Origin of the sequence: Buchnera aphidicola (Artemisaphis artemisicola), assembly GCF_005082365.1 — a bacterium.
Taxonomy (GTDB): domain Bacteria; phylum Pseudomonadota; class Gammaproteobacteria; order Enterobacterales; family Enterobacteriaceae; genus Buchnera; species Buchnera aphidicola_AR.
The window spans coordinates 328,844-351,569 of the sequence record NZ_CP034900.1; the positions used below are offsets into that span (position 1 = coordinate 328,844).

19 protein-coding genes are annotated in these 22,726 nt (G+C 24.9%); 9 read left to right on the forward strand and 10 right to left on the reverse strand.

The window, feature by feature from the left end; genetic code table 11:
- Position 1 precedes the first annotated feature (1 nt).
- The 6 genes from D9V59_RS01510 to D9V59_RS01535 all read left to right on the forward strand — a co-directional run bounded on the left by D9V59_RS01510 (position 2) and on the right by D9V59_RS01535 (position 7,636).
- Positions 2-748: a Nif3-like dinuclear metal center hexameric protein gene (locus tag D9V59_RS01510; RefSeq protein ID WP_158364424.1), complete on the forward strand. Its 747-nt coding sequence runs from the start codon at positions 2-4 to the stop codon at positions 746-748.
- A gap of 64 nt (positions 749-812) precedes the next feature.
- On the forward strand, positions 813-3,536 hold the full coding sequence (locus tag D9V59_RS01515; protein ID WP_158364426.1) for a 2-oxoglutarate dehydrogenase E1 component: 2,724 nt from the start codon (positions 813-815) through the stop codon (positions 3,534-3,536).
- 15 nt (positions 3,537-3,551) lie between these two features.
- Complete coding sequence (sucB, locus tag D9V59_RS01520; RefSeq protein WP_158364428.1) at positions 3,552-4,778, forward strand: dihydrolipoyllysine-residue succinyltransferase; 1,227 nt, start codon at positions 3,552-3,554, stop codon at positions 4,776-4,778.
- A 164-nt stretch (positions 4,779-4,942) separates the two neighbouring features.
- Positions 4,943-5,638, forward strand: a complete 696-nt coding sequence (gene gpmA / locus D9V59_RS01525) for a 2,3-diphosphoglycerate-dependent phosphoglycerate mutase (protein WP_158364430.1) — start codon at positions 4,943-4,945, stop codon at positions 5,636-5,638.
- 134 nt (positions 5,639-5,772) lie between these two features.
- Complete coding sequence (gene pfkA / locus D9V59_RS01530) at positions 5,773-6,735, forward strand: 6-phosphofructokinase (RefSeq protein WP_158364432.1); 963 nt, start codon at positions 5,773-5,775, stop codon at positions 6,733-6,735.
- 85 nt (positions 6,736-6,820) lie between these two features.
- Positions 6,821-7,636: an MIP/aquaporin family protein gene (locus tag D9V59_RS01535; RefSeq protein ID WP_158364434.1), complete on the forward strand. Its 816-nt coding sequence runs from the start codon at positions 6,821-6,823 to the stop codon at positions 7,634-7,636.
- Here the strand turns inward: D9V59_RS01535 and tpiA are convergent.
- The 7 genes from tpiA to serS all read right to left on the reverse strand — a co-directional run bounded on the left by tpiA (position 7,631) and on the right by serS (position 15,154).
- Positions 7,631-8,404, reverse strand: a complete 774-nt coding sequence (gene tpiA, locus D9V59_RS01540) for a triose-phosphate isomerase (RefSeq protein ID WP_158364436.1) — start codon at positions 8,402-8,404, stop codon at positions 7,631-7,633. The genes D9V59_RS01535 and tpiA overlap by 6 nt on opposite strands.
- A gap of 99 nt (positions 8,405-8,503) precedes the next feature.
- The gene (ihfB, locus tag D9V59_RS01545) at positions 8,504-8,806 is read right to left on the reverse strand and encodes an integration host factor subunit beta (RefSeq protein WP_315984422.1); all 303 of its coding nucleotides are present in this window, start codon (positions 8,804-8,806) and stop codon (positions 8,504-8,506) included.
- 75 nt (positions 8,807-8,881) lie between these two features.
- Complete coding sequence (gene rpsA / locus D9V59_RS01550; RefSeq protein WP_158364440.1) at positions 8,882-10,558, reverse strand: 30S ribosomal protein S1; 1,677 nt, start codon at positions 10,556-10,558, stop codon at positions 8,882-8,884.
- A gap of 118 nt (positions 10,559-10,676) precedes the next feature.
- Positions 10,677-11,333: a (d)CMP kinase gene (cmk, locus tag D9V59_RS01555; RefSeq protein WP_158364442.1), complete on the reverse strand. Its 657-nt coding sequence runs from the start codon at positions 11,331-11,333 to the stop codon at positions 10,677-10,679.
- A gap of 42 nt (positions 11,334-11,375) precedes the next feature.
- Positions 11,376-12,671 (reverse strand): 3-phosphoshikimate 1-carboxyvinyltransferase, encoded by a 1,296-nt coding sequence (gene aroA / locus D9V59_RS01560; protein WP_158364444.1) that lies wholly within the window; start codon positions 12,669-12,671, stop codon positions 11,376-11,378.
- A gap of 72 nt (positions 12,672-12,743) precedes the next feature.
- Complete coding sequence (gene serC, locus D9V59_RS01565; RefSeq protein ID WP_158364446.1) at positions 12,744-13,835, reverse strand: 3-phosphoserine/phosphohydroxythreonine transaminase; 1,092 nt, start codon at positions 13,833-13,835, stop codon at positions 12,744-12,746.
- A gap of 35 nt (positions 13,836-13,870) precedes the next feature.
- Positions 13,871-15,154 carry a serine--tRNA ligase gene (serS, locus tag D9V59_RS01570; RefSeq protein WP_158364448.1) on the reverse strand — a complete coding sequence of 428 codons (1,284 nt, stop codon included), beginning with the start codon at positions 15,152-15,154 and terminating at the stop codon, positions 13,871-13,873.
- A gap of 214 nt (positions 15,155-15,368) precedes the next feature.
- Between serS and trxB the strand changes: the two genes are divergently transcribed.
- The 3 genes from trxB to aspS all read left to right on the forward strand — a co-directional run bounded on the left by trxB (position 15,369) and on the right by aspS (position 18,601).
- Entirely contained in the window at positions 15,369-16,325 is a 957-nt protein-coding gene (trxB, locus tag D9V59_RS01575; RefSeq protein ID WP_158364450.1) for a thioredoxin-disulfide reductase, read from the forward strand.
- A gap of 113 nt (positions 16,326-16,438) precedes the next feature.
- Entirely contained in the window at positions 16,439-16,657 is a 219-nt protein-coding gene (infA, locus tag D9V59_RS01580) for a translation initiation factor IF-1 (RefSeq protein WP_158357699.1), read from the forward strand.
- A 177-nt stretch (positions 16,658-16,834) separates the two neighbouring features.
- On the forward strand, positions 16,835-18,601 hold the full coding sequence (gene aspS, locus D9V59_RS01585; RefSeq protein WP_158364452.1) for an aspartate--tRNA ligase: 1,767 nt from the start codon (positions 16,835-16,837) through the stop codon (positions 18,599-18,601).
- Between the two features lie 10 nt (positions 18,602-18,611).
- On the opposite strand, the gene znuB is transcribed toward aspS, so the two are convergent.
- The 3 genes from znuB to pyk all read right to left on the reverse strand — a co-directional run bounded on the left by znuB (position 18,612) and on the right by pyk (position 22,701).
- Positions 18,612-19,403, reverse strand: coding sequence for a zinc ABC transporter permease subunit ZnuB (znuB, locus tag D9V59_RS01590; RefSeq protein WP_158364455.1), 792 nt, complete (start codon positions 19,401-19,403; stop codon positions 18,612-18,614).
- Between the two features lie 34 nt (positions 19,404-19,437).
- Positions 19,438-20,154: a zinc ABC transporter ATP-binding protein ZnuC gene (znuC, locus tag D9V59_RS01595; protein ID WP_158364457.1), complete on the reverse strand. Its 717-nt coding sequence runs from the start codon at positions 20,152-20,154 to the stop codon at positions 19,438-19,440.
- Positions 20,155-21,258: 1,104 nt separating this feature from the next.
- Complete coding sequence (gene pyk / locus D9V59_RS01600) at positions 21,259-22,701, reverse strand: pyruvate kinase (RefSeq protein WP_158364459.1); 1,443 nt, start codon at positions 22,699-22,701, stop codon at positions 21,259-21,261.
- Between the last annotated feature and the right edge of the window lie 25 nt (positions 22,702-22,726).

A 22,726-nucleotide genomic window follows, 5' to 3' on the forward strand; every position in this document is an offset into this window, starting at 1 on the left:
CATGAATAATTTTTTTTTAGAAAATATTCTTAATAAGAAATTATTATCTTGTACATATAAAGATATAGTTCCTAATGGTTTACAAATAGAAGGAAAATCAACAGTAAAAAAAATTATTACAGGAGTTACTGCTTGTCAAGATTTATTAGATCAAGCAGTATTATATAACGCTGATGCAATAATAGTTCATCATGGTTATTTTTGGAAAAATGAATCGAAATATATACACAATATGCAAAGAAAAAGATTAAAAACTATATTGTCTAATAACATTAATTTATACAGTTGGCATTTACCTTTAGATATCCATCCTGAATTAGGTAATAATGCACAAATCGCTAAAAAATTAAATATTTGCATTCAAAAAAACATCATAACACCTTATGTATTTTGGGGAAATTTTAAAAAAAAAATAACAGGATTTCAATTATCAAAAATAATTGAAGAAAAATTTAAAAAACATCCTATACATATATCTAAAAATGCTCCAAATTATATTAATCATATTGCTTGGTGTAGCGGAAGAGGACAAGGTTTTATTAAAGACGCTTATAAATTTGGAATAGATGCTTTTTTAACAGGTGAAATTTCAGAAGAAACTACTCATATTGCCCAAGAACTAGGTCTACATTTTTTTGCTTTAGGGCATCACGCTACTGAAAAAGATGGCATCAAAGCGCTAGGAAAATGGTTAGTTAAAAAGCATGATTTAGATGTTAATTTTATTGATATTTATAATCCTGCATAATTTTAAATTATAAATAACATTATTTATAAAAATTTAATTTAACAATTTTTTTAAAAAGAAAACAATGAAAAAAAATACAATAGAATATTGGCTAGATTCATCTTGGTTATCTGGAGCAAATCAAAACTATATAGAAAAAATATATAATAATTTTTTAATAAATCCTGAATCTGTTAATCATAAATGGCGTGAAAGATTCTTGGAAATATCTAATAATCAAAAAAAATACTATGAAATAAATAGATTTTTACTTATAAATAAAATTAATTATCTTATTAATTCATTTCGTACAGTAGGTTATAAAAAATCTTTAATTGATCCTCTTCAACTAAAAAAGTATAAAGAAGTACAAAGTTTAAAACTTTCATATTATGATTTAACAAAAGAGGAAATAAATAAAAATATTAATATAAATTTTAAAAATTGTACTAATTTTAATATTAGTATTAAAAATTTATATAAAATATTATCTAAAAAATATTGTAGTTCTATTGGTTTTGAATATATGTATATCGATAATAATTTAGAAAAAGACTGGATTTCAAATTATATAGAGTCTATTTTTAAGGAACATCAATTTGAAACAAAAGAAAAAATAAGTTTTTTAAAAAAAATAACTTATGCTGAAATTTTAGAACAATATCTTGGAAAAAAATTTCCTGGTGCAAAACGTTTTTCTTTAGAAGGAGCAGAAACATTAATACCTATTCTTCATGAAGTAATAAATTTTGCAAAAAAAAATAATATATCTGAAATAATATTAGGAATGGCCCATAGAGGTCGATTAAATGTACTTGTTAATGTTTTCAATAAAAGTCCTCAAATTTTATTTGATGAATTTTCTGGTATTAATATTTCTAATGAAATTAGTGGCGATGTTAAATATCACATGGGAGGAATCGCAGAAATACAAAACAATAAAAAAATAAAAATAAAAATGGCATGCAATCCATCTCATTTAGAGATAATTACTCCAGTAATTGCAGGAATCACAAGAGCTTCTATTGAAAGAATGAACAATCTTGATTTTAAGATTTTACCTATTAGCATTCATGGAGATGCTTCTATTATTGGTCAAGGTGTAGTCCAAGAAATTTTGAATATGTCTCAAACACCAGGTTATAAAATAGGAGGAATTATTCATATTATTATTAATAATCAAATTGGATTTACAACTTCGGATCGCAAAAATCTTCGCTCTAGTGAATATTGCACAGATATTGCTAAAACTATTCAGGCACCTATATTCCATGTTAATGCAGATGACGTAGAATCAACTATTTTTACTATCCGATTAGCTCTTAATTTTATAAAAAAGTTTAAAAAAGATGTTTTTATAGATTTAGTTTGCTATAGACGTCATGGACATAATGAAGCAGATGAACCATCAGTTACACAACCTATAATGTATCAAAAAATAAAAAATCATCCCACTGTAAGAGATATTTATTCTCGTTTATTAATATCTAAAAAATTAATAACATCTAAACAAAATATAGAAATTATTAAAAAATATTCTTATAAATTACAAACAGGTCAATATATTTTTTCAAGAAATAAAAAAATAAATTTTTTATATGAAAATAAAAATATTTCACTAGAAAAAAAACAAAAAAAAAATATAATACCAAAAATTAATATTTCAGATTTAAAAGATTTAGCTTGTTTAATTAACACTATTCCTGATTCAATTAATACACATAATCGAGTTAAAAAAATTTATCAAGAAAGATTTAAAATGGCTCAAGGATTAAAATTATTTGATTGGGGTGCAGCTGAAACATTATCTTATGCTACTATTATAGATAAAGGATTCTCTTGTCGTATTTCTGGAGAGGATGTCAGTAGAGGAACTTTCTTTCATCGTCATGCTTTTATTCATGATCAAATTAGTGGTTTTACTTATGTGCCTTTAAATCACATAAAAATAAATCAAGGAAAATTTCAAATATGGGATTCTGTATTATCAGAAGAAGCAGTATTAGCTTTTGAATATGGATATTCTTTATTTCCAAATAATGGATTAACTATTTGGGAAGCTCAATTTGGAGATTTTATTAATGGTGCTCAAATAGTTATTGATCAGTTTATAAGTTCTGGAGAACAAAAATGGAATGTCAAAACTAATTTAGTTTTATTTTTACCTCATGGTTATGAAGGACAAGGACCTGAACATTCATCTGCTAGAATAGAAAGATTTCTTCAACTTTGTTCAGAAAAAAATATGAAAATATGCATACCAACTACATCATCACAAATATTTCATATTTTAAGAAAACATGTGTTTAATAATATTTATAAACCATTAATTATTTTTACTCCTAAATCTCTTTTAAGAAATCCAATGGCTGGTTCTTCTTTAAACAGTTTAGCAAATGGTAAATTTCAAAAAATAATAAATGAAATAGATCCTGTTATAAAAAAAGAAATACGTCTTATTTTTTGTTCTGGTAAAATTTATTACGATTTATTAAAAAATCGCATCAAACATAATATTAATAATGTTGTTTTAATTCGAATTGAACAGTTGTATCCTTTTCCTAAAGATGAAATGTTACAAATACTAAAAAATTATTTTTATATAAAAGATTTTATATGGTGTCAAGAAGAACCTGCTAATCAAGGAGCATGGGTTTATATTAAAGATCATTTAATTAAAATACTGCCAAAAAATATTTTGCTAAAATATATTGGTCGTCGATCTTCTGCTTCACCTGCAGTAGGAAATTTTTCTATTCATAAAATACAACAAGATACAATAATTAAAAAAGCACTAAATATCAATTAAATAACAGGATAAGGAATGAAAAAAACGAATATTCTTGTTCCAGATTTACCAGAATCTATTAGTGATGCAACAGTTGTAAAATGGCATAAAAAAATAGGAGAAAAAGTTTTTTTGAATGACAACATAGTTGATATAGAAACAGATAAAGTCATGTTAGAAGTATCATCTCCTTGTAATGGAATATTACAAAGTATTTTTGAAGAAGAAGGGAAAATTGTTAAACCCCAGCAAACACTAGGTCAAATAAATAATATAGAAGTGATTCATAATAATATTTCTAATAACTTTATAGATGAATATAAACAAAATTCTTCAAATAGAGAGAATCAATTATCTATAGATAATAAATTTTTTACTCAAGAAAATAAAAAATATTTAACTCCATCTATAAGAAGATTAATAAAAATACAAAAAATTAAAAAAAATGATGTAAATCAAAAAATAGAAATAGAAAATAAAATAAATAATACTGAGATAATACAAAATATTCCACAAAAATTAAATAAAATTATTCAAAAAAATGATTATACATTTGAAAAAAATAAATTTGAAAATCGAGTAAAAATGACTCGATTGAGACAAAAAATTGCAGAAAGATTGTTAGATAGCAAAAATAACACAGCTATGCTTACCACATTTAATGAAGTTAATATGAAACCAATTATACTTTTAAGAAAAAAATATGGTGAAAGTTTTGAGAAAAAATATGGCATTCGAATTGGATTTATGTCTTTTTTTGTAAAAGCTGTAATACAAGCATTAAAACAATTTCCACAAATAAATGCTTCTATAGATAATACAGATATAGTTTTTTATAAAAATTTTGATATAAGTATTGCAATTTCAACACCAAGAGGGCTGATAACACCAGTACTGAGAAATGCTGATAATATGTCGATGTCAGAAATAGAAAAAAAAATAAAAGAATTTTCTGTTAAAGGACTTCAAAATAAAATTGATATAAAAGAACTAATCGGAGGTAATTTTACTATTACTAATGGCGGTGTTTTTGGATCTTTAATGTCTACACCTATTATAAATCCTCCTCAAACCGCTATATTAGGAATGCATATTATTCAAGAACGTGCAATAGTAGTAAAAAGAAAAATTAAAATACTTCCAATGATGTATTTAGCATTGTCTTATGATCACCGTTTAATTGATGGAAAAGAATCAGTGAGTTTTTTAGTAACTATAAAAAATATATTAGAAGATTTTACTCGAATTTTAATTGATATTTAAAATATATAATGTTTTTAATATTTGATTTTTATTTTTTAACAAAAAAACTAATTTAATTTTTTATAAAATACACTTTTTTAAAAAATCTAAAAAATTTACAAAAAATAATTTGATAATAAATATTACACGATAATAACTTTATATATAAAGATTAAAGGAAAAATATGGAAACTACTAAACTAGTATTGATTAGACATGGTCAAAGTGAATGGAATAAATTAAATAAATTTACTGGTTGGCATGATATAAAATTATCTAAAAAAGGAAAAGATGAAGCAAAAGCTGCAGCGTTGCTTTTAAAAAAAGAAAAATTTTTTTTTAATTGTAGTTATACCTCTGTATTAAAAAGAGCTATTCATACTTTGCAAATTATTTTAGACAAATTAAACCAATCTTGGTTGCCAATTGAAAAATCTTGGCGTTTAAATGAAAGACATTACGGAGAACTAGAAGGATTAAATAAAGATGAAGTTATAAAACAATATGGAGAAGAAAAAGTTCTTTTATGGAGAAGAAGTTTTAATGTTAGTCCTCCCAAAATTAATATTAAAGATAATCGTTTTCCAGGACATGATAGACGTTATGCTCATTTAAATATTAATGAAATTCCTTTAGGAGAAAGCTTAGAAACTACTTCTCATAGAGTTATGCCTTATTGGAATAAGATTATTTATCCTCAATTAAAAAAACATAAAAAAATACTTATTGTTGCACATGGAAATTCTTTACGAGCTTTAATGCAATATTTAAATAAAATAGATAATAACGATATTATAGAATTAAATATTCCAACTGCCAAACCAATTATTATAGATTTTGATAAAAATAACAATGCTATTAAATGGCACTATCTAAAATAATTTTTTAAAAAATATTTTTCGTTTTTATAATCCTCTAAACTTCAATGCTAAATTTATATAGTTAAATATAGAATTATATTCTATAAAAGATTATTAATAATAAGTGAATAAAATTCAAAAAGTCAGAGGTTTTAGTGATTAAAAAAATTGGAGTCTTAACTAGTGGTGGGGATGCTCCAGGGATGAATGCAGCAATTAGAGGAGTTGTTAGAACAGCCTTAAGTGAAAAACTAGAAGTATTTGGTATTTATGATGGATATCTAGGTTTATATGAAAACCGAATGGTAAATTTAGATAGATACAGTGTATCTGATATGATTAATAAAGGTGGAACTTTTTTAGGATCAGCTAGATTTTCTGGTTTTCATAATAACGTAATACGTTCTATTGCAGTAAAAAATTTAAAGAAAAGAAAAATAGATGCTCTTGTTATTATTGGAGGAGACGGTTCTTATATAGGAGCCCAAAAATTAACAGAAATGGGTGTTCCATGCATCAGCATTCCTGGCACTATAGATAATGATGTTGCAGGTACTGATTATACAATAGGTTATTTTACAGCCTTGCAAACAGTTGTAGAAGCCATTGATAGATTACGAGATACTTCTTCTTCTCATCAACGTATTTCTATAGTAGAAGTAATGGGAAGATATTGTGGTGATTTAACGTTAGCTGCAGCTATTGCTGGAGGATGTGAATTTATTGTACTACCAGAAATTCATTATACTAAAGAAGAATTAGTTATTGAAATACAAGCAGGTATTGCTAAAGGGAAAAAACATGCTATCGTTGCAATAACAGAATATATTTGTGATGTAGAAAAATTAGCACAATATATTGAAAAAAAAACATATAGAGAAACAAGAGCAACTATTCTTGGTCATATTCAAAGAGGAGGTCCTCCAGTAGTATACGATCGCATATTAGCTTCAAGAATGGGTGCATATTCAGTAGAACTATTAATTAAAGGTTATGCAGGAAAATGTGTTGGAGTTCAAAATGAGCAAATGGTTTTCAATGATATAAAAAATGCATTAAAAAACATGAAGCGTCCTTTCAAAAAAGATTGGTTAATTACTGCTAAAAAGTTATACTAATTATGAAATTAGTGCCGGTATTTCCGGCGCTCTAATTTACTAAAATTATTTTATTTTCAAATAAAACCATATAGGTTTTTCAAAAATGACAATTTTTAGAAAAAAAAATATCATACAGCAATGTTTTTTTGAGTTTTTTGGAACAGGTCTGATAGTGTTTTTTGGAATAGGATGTTTAGCTGCTTCAAAATTAACAAATGTTAGCTTTAGTCAGTTTGAAATAAGTTGTATTTGGGGATTAGCAGTATCTATATCAATTTATTTCAGTTCTTCAATATCTGGAGCTCATTTAAATCCGGCTATTACTATTTTTTTTTGGTTGTCTTCTAAAATTAATAAAAAAAAAGTTTTACCGTATATTTTCTCTCAAATTTTTGGAGCTTTTTTTTTTACAACATTAATTTACTTTCTTTATTATGATTTATTCATTTTATTTAAAAATAAAAATAATATTATTATAGGAACTCAAGAAAGTCTTAATTTAGCCTCTATTTTTTGTGTTTATCCTAATTATAAAAATAGCTTTATTTATGATATTCTTGTCGAAATTTTTTCTACTGCTTTCTTTATGATTATTCTTTTAGAATTTAATAATAAAAAAAATATTTTTTTTTTATATCACAACTCTATACTACCTATTTTAATCGGAATATTAGTTTGCATGATTAATCTAGTTATTACTCCATTGAATAATATAAGTTTAAATCCAGCTCGTGATTTAGGTCCTAAAATACTTTTAAGTCTAACTGGATGGGGTTTTTTTGCTTTTAGTGGAGGAAATAGTAATTTTTTATATTGTATTATCCCTATAATAGGACCTATTCTAGGAACTAATTTAGGAGGTTGGATCTATAATAAAGTTATAATAAATAATTATCAAAAAAAAAATAATTTTTTATGAAAAAATCATATTTTCAGATATATTTATAATATTAAAAAATTGTTTTGCGTCTAAAGATGCATTTCCAATTAATAAGCCGTCTATATCTGGTTGCTTTAAAAAATCTTTAGAATTATATTGATTAATTGATCCACCATATTGAACAATTATGTCTTTTATATTAATAGGATCATGTTTTTTAATATATTCTTTGATAAATATATGTATTAATTGTACATCTTTAGGATGAGCTGATAATCCAGTACCAATAGCCCAAATAGGTTCATATGCAATAACTGTGTTTCTAAAAGCTAATTGTCCTGAATTTTTAAATATAGAATCTAATTGTTTTTCAATAACCTTTTTTGTTTGACCATTCTTTTTTTCTTCAGCTGTTTCACCTATACACAAGATAGGTATTAAATTTAGTTCTTTAATTAAATTAAATTTTTTTGCAATTAAATCGTTAGTTTCATAATGAAATAAACGTCTTTCAGAATGTCCAATAATAATATATTTTACTCCTATATCTTTTAACATTAAAATAGACGTTTCTCCGGTAAAAGCTCCTTTAAGATTAAGATCTACATTTTGTGAGCCAAGAAAAATATTATTAATATTACTAATAATTTGTCTTACGCGTTCTAAATAAACATTAGGAGGACAAATGACAATGGTATTTTTCTTTACATAATTAGAAAAATACAATTTTAAATATTCAAAAAAACTAGAAATCATTGTAATATTTCCGTTCAATTTCCAATTTGCAACAATTAAAAATTTTTTCATTACTTCACCTTAATATTTTTAAAGAATAGAAACTAAGCTTTTTTATAAAAAATTATATATAAACTTAGTTTCTACTTATAAAAAGAACATTACAATATACTATTTATATGTATTTGTTCGATTTCGTAATTGTTTTCCTGGTTTAAAATAAGGAACATATTTTTCATTTAATTGTACCTTTCTTCCAGTTTTTGGATTACGTCCAATACGAGAAGAACGATAATGCAAAGAAAAACTGCCAAAGCCTCGAATTTCGATTCTTTTTCCTTGTACTAATGAAATGGTTATATGTTCTAAAAGTTCTTTTATAGCACGTGCTATAATCTTATTTGATATGTGAATGTTTTTTTCAGCAATTCTTTCGAATAATTCTGATTTTGTCATAAATCCTCTATAATATATATCTTAAAAATTTAGAAATTTACATATTGTAAAAAATAAAATTCTAAGCGAATCATATATGATTTAATAAAGTAATTATTCAGTATTTTTAGCGGCTTTAAATGCTTCTTTCATAACATTAGAAAAAGAATCATCATTAATTTTATTGTTAGATGCGAGAATCAAATCTTTTTGTTCATGTTCTTCTAATACATGAACGACGAGATAAATTATTCGATTTTTTCGATCAAAACTAAATAATTTAACTAAAATTTTTTCTTCATTTTTAAACTTCTTAATTATTTCTTCATGGTGTACACTTGAAATATCAGATAATTTTATAATTCCTTCTATGCCTTCTTCTAATTTTATTACTACATATTTTTTATCAATAGACTTAATTTGTCCACTAATAATTCCGCCTTTTTTATGATTTGCAATGTATATATTAAACGGATCTTCTTCTAATTGTTTAATTCCTAAAGATATACGTTCTCTTTCTGCATCTACTTGCAGAACTACGGCAGATATTTCATCGCCTTTTTTATATTTTTTAACTGCTTCTTCTCCATTTAATTTCCAAGAAATATCAGATAAATGAACTAATCCATCAATACCTCCATCTAGACCGATAAAAATACCAAAATCTGTAATAGATTTTATTTTTCCAACAACATGTATTCCTTTTTTATGTGTTTCAGAAAATTCTTTCCATGGATTGGTTTTGCATTGTTTCAGACCAAGAGAAATGCGACGACGCTCTTCATCAATATCTAAAACCATTACTTCTACTTGATCATTCACTACCACTACTTTTGAAGGATGAATATTTTTATTAGTCCAATCCATTTCTGATACGTGAACAAGACCTTCTACTCCTTCTTCAATTTCTACAAAACAACCATAATCTGTTAAGTTAGTTACGCGTCCTATTAATTTAGTTCCTTCTGGATAACGCTTAGAAATAGCTATCCATGGATCTTCACCTAATTGTTTTAATCCTAATGATACGCGTGTTCTTTCTCTATCAAATTTTAAAATTTTAATATTAATTTCATCACCTACATTAACTATTTCACTAGGATGTTTAACTCTTTTCCAAGCCATATCAGTAATATGTAATAATCCGTCTACTCCTCCTAAATCGATAAAAGCTCCATAATCTGTTAAATTTTTTACAATTCCTTTAATATGCATGCCTTCATGTAAATTTTCTAATAATTGATCACGTTCAGCACTATTTTCTGATTCAATAACAGCTCGACGTGAAACAACGACATTATTACGTTTTTGATCTAATTTAATTACTTTAAATTCTAATTCTTTCCCTTCAAGATGCATCGTATCTCGAACCGGACGAATATCTACTAAAGAACCTGGTAAAAATGCACGTATATTATTTAATTCAACGGTAAAACCTCCTTTAACTTTACCGTTGATAACACCAATAACTGTTTCTAATTTTTCATGAGCTTGTTCTAATATTAACCATGCTTCGTGACGTTTTGCCTTTTCACGAGATAAAAGTGTTTCGCCAAATCCATCTTCAACAGCATCTAAAGCCACATCAATTTGATCTCCTACATTAATATCTAACAATCCTTGAGAATTCTTGAATTGTTCAGTAGGAATTGCAGATTCAGATTTTAAGCCTGCATCAACTAAAACTATATCTTTTTCTATAGAAATAATTGTACCGCGAATAATTGAACCTGGACGAGTTTTAATTTCTTTTAGTGATTCTTCAAATAATTGTGCAAAAGATTCATTCATATTAATAATATTAGAAATTTTTATTTAATGTTCATTATAACTTCGTGTTAAAATGATCTTGTTTGATATATCTTATAATAATCCTTATTAAAGAGTATAGTTTTAAAAAATATTTTTTTTAATCATGCTTTATTTTTTTAATAACATATTTAATAATATTCTTAGTTGTTTCTGATAAACTCATATGAGTGGAATCTAATATTATAGCATTTTTTGGTATGCATAAAGGAGAAATTAAGCGATTTTGATCTCGTTTGTCGCGATTTTTCATTTGACTGTATAATTCTTTAAAATTAACATGCTTATTATGCTTATTTATTTCAGATATTCTTCTTTGCACACGTATTTTTAAATGAGCATTTAAAAAAAACTTTATTTTTGCATCTGGAAATACTACACTACCCATATCACGTCCTTCTGCTATTAATCCAGGCATGCATCTTAGTAATCTTTGTTTTTCTAACAAAATATTTCTTATATTAGGATAAGTGGCTAGATGAGAAGAAAATTCACTAATTTTTTCAATATTGATTAATGAATGTAAACAATTAATCTTTTTTTTAATTGTTATAATGTCTAAATCTTTTATAAGAGAAATTATACTTTTTTCAGTAAGAGAAATTTTATTATTTAATGCTAAGAACGCTACTAATCTATAAATTTTTCCTGATTCTAATAAAAACCAATTTAATCTGTCTGCTACTATTTTTGATATAGTGCTTTTTCCAACGCCACTAGGACCATCAATAGTAATAACAGGAACTTTATTTATCATTTTTTATCATCTATAATTATAAAATATTTTATTAATAAATTCTTATAAAAATTTATTAAATGTGCTAATAGATAAAAAATCTTTAAAATAAGATGGAAAAGTTTTTGAAGTGCAATCTGGATTAAGTATGTTTACACCAATTCCAGATAAAGATATAAGTGAAAAACACATTGCTATACGATGATCATTATAAGTATTAATATTAGAATATTTAAAAGAAACAGGAGGAGTAATTGATAAAAAATCCTTTCCTTCTTCGACTAAAGCTCCAATTTTCTTTAATTCTATACTCATAGCGGATAAACGATCAGTTTCTTTTACTCGCCAATTGTATATATTCCTAATAATTGTAGTACCTTTAGAAAAAAGAGCAACTATTGCTATAGTCATTGCTGTGTCAGGAATATGATTCATATCTAAATCAATAGCGTTCAATTCATTACGCGTACAGGTAATAGAATAATCTTCCCAATTAATTATAGCTCCCATTTTTTCAAGAATGTTAGCAAATTGTATATCACCTTGAATACTTTTTTTACCAACACCAATAACTTTAATTGATCCGCCTTTGATAGCAGCAGCAGCTAAAAAATAAGAAGCTGATGATGCATCTCCTTCAATTATATAACTTCCTGGAGTTTTATACTGTTGCTTGCCTTTTATATAAAAAATTTTGTAAGAATCATGATGAATGTATATTCCAAAAGATCGAATTAAATTTAATGTAATATCAATATAAGGCTTTGAAACCATATCTCCTTTTATGAAAATAGTTGTATCTTTCAAAGCAAGTGGAGAACTCATTAATAATGAGGTTAAAAATTGACTAGAAATATTACCATTTAAAATAATAGAACCACCTAAAAAACCACCTTTTATACGTATTGGAGGATATCCTTCATTTTTTTGATATTCTATAATAGCACCTCCTTGCTTTAATCCGTCTACAAGATCTTTAATAGGCCTTTCATGCATCCTATCATCACCTCGCAATATAATATCATTATTGCATAAAGATAAAGCAGAAAGAAGAGGTCTCATAGCAGTACCTGCATTGCCTAAAAATAATGAAATAGGTTTAGATAAATACAAAGCTTGTCCTTTTCCTTCAATATAACATTTTTTTTTATCATGAGATAAAGAATAATTTATACCTAAATTTTTTAAAGCATTCAGCATATGATGAACATCATCACTATTTAATAAATTACTTAAAAATGTCGTTCCTTTTGCCATAGCAGCAATTAATAAAACTCGATTAGAAATACTTTTTGATCCAGGTAAATTAACGATGCCATTTACATAAGATATTGGTTTTAAATTCAAAGAATTTTGCATAATACATGTACACTCTATCGAATTAAAATTAAAATTAAAAATAACATACAAAAAAAACAAACTATAATCAACTTAGCCATACCTGTTTTCAAAATATGACATAAACCTTACTAAAGATTTTACTCCTTCTAATGGCATCGCATTATAAAGAGATGCACGCATACCGCCTATTATACAATGTCCTTTTAAAGAAGTTAAACCTAAATCATGAGCTTCTTTTAAAAAAATATTATTTAATTTAGGATTAATTAAATGAAATACAACATTCATTTGTGATCTATTTTTCTTATCTATTCTATTAATATAAAATTCACTATCATCAATTTTTTGATATAGCAAATTCGATTTTTTTGTATTTAATATTTGAATTTTTTTTAAACCACCTTGTTTTTTTAACCATTTAAAAACTAATCCTGATAAATACCAAGCAAAAGTAGGTGGTGTATTAAACATAGAATTATGTTGTGATATTTTTTGATAATCTAAAATAGAAGGAGATATGTTAGAAGAACATTTTATTAGTTTATCTCGAATAATAATTATTGTTATACCTGCAGGACCGATATTTTTTTGAGCACCTGCATAAATTAAATCATAGTTATTAATATTAATTGAACGAGATAAAATAAAAGATGAAAAATCTCCAATTATTATTTTATTATCAAAACTAGGTTCTTCATAAATTGATAATCCTTCTATAGTTTCGTTAGGACAATAATGAATATAAGCTGAATTTTTATTGATATTCCATTGAGAAATAGGTAAAAGAGATATTATTTCATTTGTAGTTTTTTTAATATGTATAGAACTAGGAATGCAATATTTTTTAGCTTCGATTAATGCGCAATTAGACCAATACCCAGTATTTATATAATCTGCTGTTTTTGAAAAAGAATGATTCAATAAATTCATAGGAACAGCAGAAAATTGTCCTCTAGCACCACCTTGACAAAATAATACTTTAAAAGAGTCAGGAATTTTTAATAAATCTCTTAAATCTTTTTCTGCTTCTAAAGCAACTTGTATAAATTCTTCACTACGATGGCTAATTTCCATAATAGAAGAACCTAATTGATTCCAATTTTTAAGTTCTTTTTGAGCTTGATCAAGAACATCAATTGGAATCATAGCTGGACCAGCACTAAAGTTATAAACCATATTCATTACTGTTCACCAATTATTGTTAAAATAATATAAAATTAATTTATAAATTCTAATCCTCTCATATACTTTTTTTGAAGAATTTTAGGAATTTCTACACGACCATCAGCATGCTGATAATTTTCTAAAACTGCTGCTAATGTTCTACCAATTGCTAATCCAGATCCATTTAATGTATGTACAAAATAATTTTTTTGTTCAGATTTTTTTCGATAACGCGCTTTCATGCGACGTGCTTGAAAATCACCCATATTAGAACAAGAAGAAATTTCTCTATATTTTTTCTGGGAAGGAAACCAGACTTCTAAATCATAAGTTTTTACAGAAGCAAAACCTGTTTCTCCTGTACATAAAAGTATTTTTCTATATGGTAATTCTAAAAGCTGTAATACTTTTTCAGCATGATGAGTTAAAACTTCTAAAGTTTTCATGGACTTTTCTGGTTTAACAATTTGAACTAATTCTACTTTATCAAATTGATGCAAGCGTATTAATCCTTTAACATCTCGTCCGTAAGAAGATGATTCTGAACGAAAACAAGGAGTATGTGCAGTTAGCATAATAGGTAAATCTTTTTCTTCTATGATTTTATTACAAACTAAATTAGTTAATGGTACTTCTCCAGTAGGAATCAATATATAACTATTTTTATTCATAATATTAATATGAAATAAATCATCACTAAATTTAGGTAACTGTCCTGTACCATATAAAGCATTAGGATGAACTAAATAAGGTACATAAGTTTCTATATAACCATGATTTATGGTATGCAAATCCAACATAAATTGACTTAATGCTCTATGTAAAAGAGCAATTTTTCCTTTCATAACAACAAATTGTGAACCTGATATTTGTACTGAAGATTTCCAATCTAACTCATTAAGTTTATTACCTATCTCTACATGATTTTGAATTATAAAATCATACTTTCTTTTTTTACCCCAATATTTAATATTCTTATTATTACTTGATTTATTTCCTTCAGGAACATCATCATCGGGAATATTAGGTATATCCATAGAAAAGTTATAGATTTTTTCTTTTAAAAAAGAAAGTTCAAGTTTAGAAGCTTGCAAAGCTTTTTCTGATTCTGAAACTTGTTTTTTTAATGATTCACTTTTTTTTTTAATTATTTTTGCATCTCTAATTAAATTTGATAAACAATTATGTTTATGCTGTAAATTTTCAGTTTTAATTTGTAATTTTTTACGTTTTTCCTCCATAGAGGATATGGCTGAAATATCTAATTTATAACCTTTTTTCAACAATTTTTGAGCTGTTAAATGTAATTCATTGCGTAATAAATAAGGATTTAGCATAATTTTTTTACTTCTTTTAATTATAAATAAATATTTTATAAAATATTTTTGGATTTGCATTATAAGATTTATTAAAGTAATAATAACTTATTTTTTTATTGATAACATAATTTTTATTTAAAAAAAAATCACAGCATAATTAATTTTTTTTAACATATATTCTTAATATATAATATATATTTCTCTTTTATTATTAATTCTCAGGAAATTGAACATGAGTGATATTAAACATAGTAAAATAATTATTTTAGGTTCAGGACCAGCTGGATATACCGCAGCTATATATGCTTCAAGAGCGAATTTGTATCCTTTGCTTATCACAGGAAAAAATCCAGGAGGTCAATTAATGAATACAAATGAAATAGAAAATTGGCCTGGAGATATAAATAAAATCAGTGGTTCAGAATTAATGAATCGTATGAATAAACATGCAATAAAGTTCAAAACTAAAATTATATCTGATACTATTAATTTAGTAAATTTTAAAAAAAAACCTTTTTTATTATCAGGCGAAAAATATCAATATACTGCAGATTCAGTAATTATTGCTACTGGTGCTAATCCTCGTTATCTAGGATTGAAATCAGAAAAGATTTTCAAAGGAAAAGGTGTTTCAACATGTGCTGTCTGTGATGGATTTTTCTATAAAGATAAAGAAATAGCAGTAGTCGGAGGAGGAAATACTGCTATAGAAGAAACATTGTATTTATCTAATTTTGCTAAAAAAATTTATCTTATACATCGTAGAACGAATTTTCGTGCAGAAAAAATTCTAATAGATCGATTACAAAAACAAATAAAAAATAAAAAAGTAGTATTATGCTTAAATTCTATTGTAAAAAATATATTAGGAGATCTTTCTGGCGTTACTTCTTTAGTAATTGAACAAAAAATTTTTGAAGAAACAAGAGAAATTATAATAAATATTTCTGGAGTATTTATTGCAATTGGATATATACCTAATACAAATATATTTATCAATAAATTAGAAATGAATAATGGTTATATCAAAGTGATGAATGGAATGCATGGAAGTTTTACACAAACAAGTGTTCCTGGTATTTTTGCTGCAGGAGATGTAATAGATCACGTCTATAGACAAGCGATTACATCATCTTCTAGTGGTTGTATGGCTGCTCTAGATAGTGAAAGATATCTTAGTTCTTTATAAACAATGTCTTTTATATATAAAAAATATTATTTAAAACATACTAGTCAATACGACTAGTATCTGATAGACTGCAAGAAATTTATATGTAAAATAATTTTTTTAAAGAGAAAAAAATGGCTAAAGAAGAAAACATTGAAATGCAAGGTGTAGTAATAGATACACTGCCTAATACTATGTTCCGTGTTGAACTAGAAAATAAACATATTATTACAGCTCATATATCAGGAAAAATGAGAAAAAATTATATTAGAATATTAACAGGAGATAAAGTTACTGTTGAATTAACACCTTACGATTTAACTAAAGGTAGAATTATTTTTAGAAGTCGTTAAAAGAAATAAAAATCAAAAAATTAAACTTCAACAACTAAACACTAATAATCAATCAATGATTTTCTAAATTAAAAATAAAAATTCACTTCTCAAAACTTATCTATAACTTTTATAAAAAATCTATTTTAAAATCATTAAAAAATTTTTGTTATAAAAATAAAAATTTAAAGAGAATTTATGCGCACTAAATATTGTGGAAACATTAAATTAATCCATTTAAAAAAAATAGTAAAATTATGTGGTTGGGTTCATAAAATACGAAATCTTGGTCAATTTATTTTTATAGATATGAGAGATTATACTGGTCTTATTCAAATTCTTTTTGAATTTAAAAACAACAAGATTTTTAAAAAAGCTTTAAATTTAAGAAATGAATATTGTATTCAAATTTCTGGCATAGTGCAAAGAAGAGAAAAAAGAAATATAAATAAAAAAATAAAAACTGGAGAAGTAGAAATTTTAGCAAATTCTTTAAATATTTTAAATACTTCTAAACCATTACCATTAAATTACACTGATTATAATCATGATGATTCGAGATTAAAGTATCGATATTTAGATTTACGTCGTTTCAATATTTTAAAAAATCTCAAAGTAAGAAATCAAGTAACTTATTTAATAAGAAAATTTATGACAAAAAAAAATTTTCTAGATATTGAAACACCTATTTTGACAAAATCTACACCGGAAGGTGCAAGAGATTATATAGTACCTAGTCGTAATTATCATGGAAAATTTTATGCATTACCTCAATCTCCACAATTGTTTAAACAAATATTAATGATTTCTGGTGTTGATAGATATTATCAAATAGTCAAATGTTTTCGTGATGAAGATTTACGTTCAGATCGACAACCAGAATTTACGCAAATTGATATTGAAGCTTCTTTTATGAACGCTAACAAAATTCGAAATTTAACAGAAACATTAATAAAAAAAATTTGGTCAAAAATTTCTAATGTCAAGTTAAATAAATTTCCTATAATATCTTTTGATGAATCTATAAAAAAATATGGATCAGATAAACCGGATTTAAGAAATCCAATAGAAATTATTGATGTATCTAAAATATTTCAAAATAAAGAATTTATTTCATATTTTGATATGAATTGTAACGAAAATAATAGAGTAGGATTACTATGCATTCCAAAAGGAGCAAAAATAAGTCGGAAAAACATTAAAGTTTACAATGAATATGTAAAACAATATAATTCTAAAAAACTATTTTACATAAAAATAATTGAGTCAAATAATAATATATATAATACATATAGCTCAATAAAAAATATTTTAAGTAAAAAAATTATAGAGCAAGTAATTAAAAAAAGTAATGCTAAAGAAGGAGATATACTTTTTTTAATTGCCGATCAAGAACATATTGTTAATAAATCTCTTGGTATGCTTAGAATAAAAATAGGAAATGATCTAAATATTACTGAAAAAAACAATTGGAAACCTATATGGATAATTAATTTCCCTATGTTCAAACAAGATATAAATGGAAATTTTTCTTCTGTTCATCATCCATTTACTTCTATGAAGAAAAATCATGAAAAAAAATTTCAAAAGTCACCTGCACTTGCTATTTCAGAAAGCTATGATCTTGTAATCAATGGTTATGAAATTGGAGGAGGTTCTGTACGAATTAATAACGCTGATATACAAAAAAAAGTATTTGATATTATTGGAATAGAGAAATCAATACAAAATGAAAAATTCGGTTTTTTAATAGAAGCATTAGAATATGGCGCTCCCCCACATGCAGGAATAGCTTTAGGATTAGATAGAATAGTAATGCTTTTAACTAAAAGTGATAATATTAGAGATGTTATTGCTTTTCCTAAAACAACGTCTGCAACTTGTTTAATGACAAATACTCCGAGTACATTAGACTCAGAAACATTAAAGGAACTGGGTATAAAAAATATAAAAAATAATAAATAAAATATTTTATTTATGAAAATATATGGTTTTTAATATTGCTTAATATACAGAGACAAGAAGCACACAATACAATAGATGGACTAGCTGGTGTACTAAATAAAATAGACATAAATATTCCTCCTGTAACAGATATAATACTAATAATTATAGCAATGATAATCATTTTTTCTGGAGAACCTGAAAAATGTTGTGCAGTTGCAGGTGGAATAATAAGTAAAGAAGTTATTAATAGCGCCCCTACAAATTTAATGGCTATAGAAATAGTTAGGGCACTCATTAACATAATAGTTAAACGAGCATAAAAAATATTTACACCATCTATTTTAGCTAATTCTTCATTAATAGTTGCTAATAAAATATTTTCCCAATGAAAAAACAAAATAGTTAACACAAGTATACTGCTTATTGCCATAATAATTAGATCAGATTTTTTTACAGATAACAAATCGCCAAATAAATAATTAGTAATATGTACTTGATCATTAGAAGACATCAAACTTATAACAATTATTCCTAAGGATAATGCACTATGTGATGTTATACTTAAAATAGTATTCAATGAACAAGGTAATAATTCTTCCAACCATGCTATAACTATTGCAAGAAAGCTCATTAAACAAAAGAGAACATAAAAAGAATTAATATTAAATATTGTAGATATAGCTATTCCTAATAAAGAAGAATGTGATAAAGTATCACCAAAAGATGACATTCGACGCCAAACTATAAATGAACCTAGTGGACCAGTGGTAAAAGCTATTATGATGCCTGCTAACCATCCTGAAAAAATTGTTTCAAACATAAAATTTACTCTATCGTTTTATTTTAATATATTTTTAAAAATGGTGAGTATGATTATGACGATGATGATAAATAGCCATATCTTGTACACGTTCTAATCCAAACATAGAAATAAATTCTGAATTGTTACAAACAGTTTCTGGAGTTCCAGAACAACAAATATGGTTATTTAAACAAATTACATCATCTGTTTTAGCCATAACAAAATTCAAATCATGAGAAACTATTAAAATAGAACATTTTAGTTCATGTTGAATTTGATTGATTAATTTATATAAATCCAATTGTCCTATTACGTCAACTCCTTGTGTTGGTTCATCTAAAATAAGCAGATTAGGATTATTTAACAATGCTTTAGCCAAAAGAATTCTTTGCATTTCTCCACCAGATAACTTTTGTAATTGACAATCTTTTAAAGATTCTGCTTTTACACGTTTTAATATTTCTAATATTTTGGCATTATTATTTCTTTTAGACAATTTTATAAATCTTTCTACTGTGATTGGTAATAGTGTATTAAGTGATAATTTTTGAGGTACATAACCAATAGATAATTTATAAAAACGTATAATTGTTCCAGAACTAGGTTTTATTAAACCTAAAATAATACGGACTAAAGTAGACTTGCCAGCTCCATTAGGTCCAATTAACGTAAGAACACGATTAGGAATTAAAGATAATGATATATTAGAAAGGATAGAACGATTAGATAAATTTACAAAAACATTTTTTAACTGAATAAGTTTTGACATAAATTGATAAATAATTTTTATTAATTATAATATATAAAATTTGTTTTTATATAATGATTATATAGCAATCAATTATAAAGTGAAATTGTAAATTATTTTTTAAAATTATACAAGATTAGTTTATTGAAAAAAATTTTATTTTTTTAAATTTTTCTATATAAAAATATATATATTTTTATATTGTTAGATTCTTGAAATGTTTAAAACATATTAAGAAAAATTTATTTCAAAATATTTTTAAAATAATATTTTTATATTATCGCGATATACTTCTTTTTAATAAATTTATTTTCTTACTACTTTATAGTACTATATAATATGCTTATTTGTCACTTTGCTGCTTTTTTTTAAAATTTTGATAACATAATAACATAATAATAAAATTTAAATAATACATAAAATTATAAATAATAAAAATAAAAATATAAAAAATCATAATAATTTAATTAATAAACAAAATTATTATCTATTTTTATCTTCAAAAATAAATAAAACTAGTTAACTATTAACATTAATACGAAATATTTCTAATTACCATAAAAAAAATATTTTAAAAATAATCACTTTTTAAGTAAAAAAACATTAATTCAAAAAAACTCTATTTTTTTTAAAGCTCATTACAATCAAGATTAAATTAATATAACTTAATGACAAGTAGATTTTTAAAAACTAAATAACAAAGTAGTTTTACTTTAGCTTTTTTTATATATTTTATTAAATAATAAAAATGTATTACTAGGTATAAGATTTAATAACTTTAAAAAAAATTATTTTATACTTTATTTTAATAATAATTTTTACAATATTTATAGATTTAATATACATAATAAATTTATTAAGTGTTTATTTCTTAAAAAGATTTTAGTTAAAATAGGGTATATTATAAAGATAGGACAAAGAATTACTTTATTAGGAAATACAGGTTGTACTACTAGTTGACATCTACGTTATTAAATTTAAATAAAATAATTAAACAATTAATCCTTTAAGATTAAAATCTTGTTAAGATCTGAAAAGAAACAACGAAACAAAAAAATAATAAAATATTTAAAATAAAATACATTCACTATAATACATATAATTTTTATTTATAATTTATAAAGACTATGTTACTGTTAAAATTCTACTAGTATTAGTTTTTCCTATTTTTCCCATAATATCACCTTGAGTTATAATAACTAAATCACCAGAAGATAAAAAACCTTTTGCACATAAAAGAATAATTGCTTCATTAGCAGCTTCAAATCCATTTTTTGTGCTATTAAAATATATAGGAATAACGCCTCTATAAAGAGTTGCTAAATTTAACGTTTTCTTATGTTTTGATAAAGCAAAAATAGGCAATCCAGATGTAATTCTAGATGTCATTAAAGCTGTGTTTCCTGACTCTGTCATTGTAATAATTGCTGTAATACCTTTTAAATGATTAGCAACATACATAGCTGACATAGCAATTGCTTCTTCAATATTGTTAAATTTTACATTAAGACGATGTCTAGATACATTAATACTTGGTACTTTTTCTGCTCCTTGACAAATTTTTGCCATTTTTACAATAGTTTCAGATGGATATTTACCGGATGCAGTTTCAGCTGAAAGCATAACTGCATCACTGCCATCTAAAACAGCATTAGCTACGTCCATTACTTCTGCACGAGTAGGTAAGGGATTTAAAATCATTGATTCCATCATTTGTGTTGCAGTAATAACTACTCTATTTAACTGTCTAGCAGTTCTTATTAATTTTTTTTGAATACCTGCCAGTTCAGAATCTCCAATTTCTACACCTAAATCTCCTCTTGCTATCATGATCGCATCAGATGCCAAGATGATATCTTCTATAATATTTTGATTCATAACAGCTTCAGCACGTTCTATTTTAGCAATAATTTTAGCATTGCTACCAGATTCTTGTGCTAATATTCTAGCTTTGTTTATATCATTACTACATCTTGGAAATGAAACTGCTAAATAATCCACCTCAATTTCAGCTGCAAGTATAATATCTCTTTTGTCTTTTTCGGTTAATGCATTAGCAGATAAACCTCCTCCTAGTTTATTAATGCCTTTATTGTTAGACAGAATACCTCCTATAATTACTTTAGTAAATATTTCATTATGAGTTACTTTTAAAACTCTTAATTGTATTCTTCCATCATCTAATAATAATATATCATTAACTTTTAGATCATATGGTAATTTCTTATAATCTATACCTACTCTATTTTGATCGCCATCATTTTCTTCTAAAATTGAATCTAATATAAAAAAATCATCTTTATTTAAAAAAATACTATTCTTTTTGAATTTAGCTATTCGAATTTTAGGCCCTTGTAAATCACCAAGCAAAGCGATATGGTAATTTAAATAATTCATTATTTCTTTTGCTTTTTTTGCTCTTAATTTATGTTCTTTTTCTGTACCATGAGAAAAATTCAATCGTAAAACATTAGCTCCAGAACGAATTATTTTTTCTAAATTATTATCAATATCTGTAGAAGGACCTAAAGTAGCTACAATTTTTGTTCTTCTTAATCTATTTAACATGAAGTATACCTTTTTAGAAATTTAC

Coding starts and splice junctions, on each gene's coding strand:
- D9V59_RS01510 (WP_158364424.1), top strand. CDS start 2: ATGAATAATTTTTTTTTAGAAAATATTCTTAATAAGAAATTATTATCT.
- D9V59_RS01515 (WP_158364426.1), top strand. CDS start 813: ATGAAAAAAAATACAATAGAATATTGGCTAGATTCATCTTGGTTATCT.
- sucB (WP_158364428.1), top strand. CDS start 3,552: ATGAAAAAAACGAATATTCTTGTTCCAGATTTACCAGAATCTATTAGT.
- gpmA (WP_158364430.1), top strand. CDS start 4,943: ATGGAAACTACTAAACTAGTATTGATTAGACATGGTCAAAGTGAATGG.
- D9V59_RS01535 (WP_158364434.1), top strand. CDS start 6,821: ATGACAATTTTTAGAAAAAAAAATATCATACAGCAATGTTTTTTTGAG.
- tpiA (WP_158364436.1), bottom strand. CDS start 8,404: ATGAAAAAATTTTTAATTGTTGCAAATTGGAAATTGAACGGAAATATT.
- rpsA (WP_158364440.1), bottom strand. CDS start 10,558: ATGAATGAATCTTTTGCACAATTATTTGAAGAATCACTAAAAGAAATT.
- cmk (WP_158364442.1), bottom strand. CDS start 11,333: ATGATAAATAAAGTTCCTGTTATTACTATTGATGGTCCTAGTGGCGTT.
- aroA (WP_158364444.1), bottom strand. CDS start 12,671: ATGCAAAATTCTTTGAATTTAAAACCAATATCTTATGTAAATGGCATC.
- serC (WP_158364446.1), bottom strand. CDS start 13,835: ATGAATATGGTTTATAACTTTAGTGCTGGTCCAGCTATGATTCCAATT.
- serS (WP_158364448.1), bottom strand. CDS start 15,154: ATGCTAAATCCTTATTTATTACGCAATGAATTACATTTAACAGCTCAA.
- trxB (WP_158364450.1), top strand. CDS start 15,369: ATGAGTGATATTAAACATAGTAAAATAATTATTTTAGGTTCAGGACCA.
- infA (WP_158357699.1), top strand. CDS start 16,439: ATGGCTAAAGAAGAAAACATTGAAATGCAAGGTGTAGTAATAGATACA.
- aspS (WP_158364452.1), top strand. CDS start 16,835: ATGCGCACTAAATATTGTGGAAACATTAAATTAATCCATTTAAAAAAA.
- znuB (WP_158364455.1), bottom strand. CDS start 19,403: ATGTTTGAAACAATTTTTTCAGGATGGTTAGCAGGCATCATAATAGCT.
- znuC (WP_158364457.1), bottom strand. CDS start 20,154: ATGTCAAAACTTATTCAGTTAAAAAATGTTTTTGTAAATTTATCTAAT.
- pyk (WP_158364459.1), bottom strand. CDS start 22,701: ATGTTAAATAGATTAAGAAGAACAAAAATTGTAGCTACTTTAGGTCCT.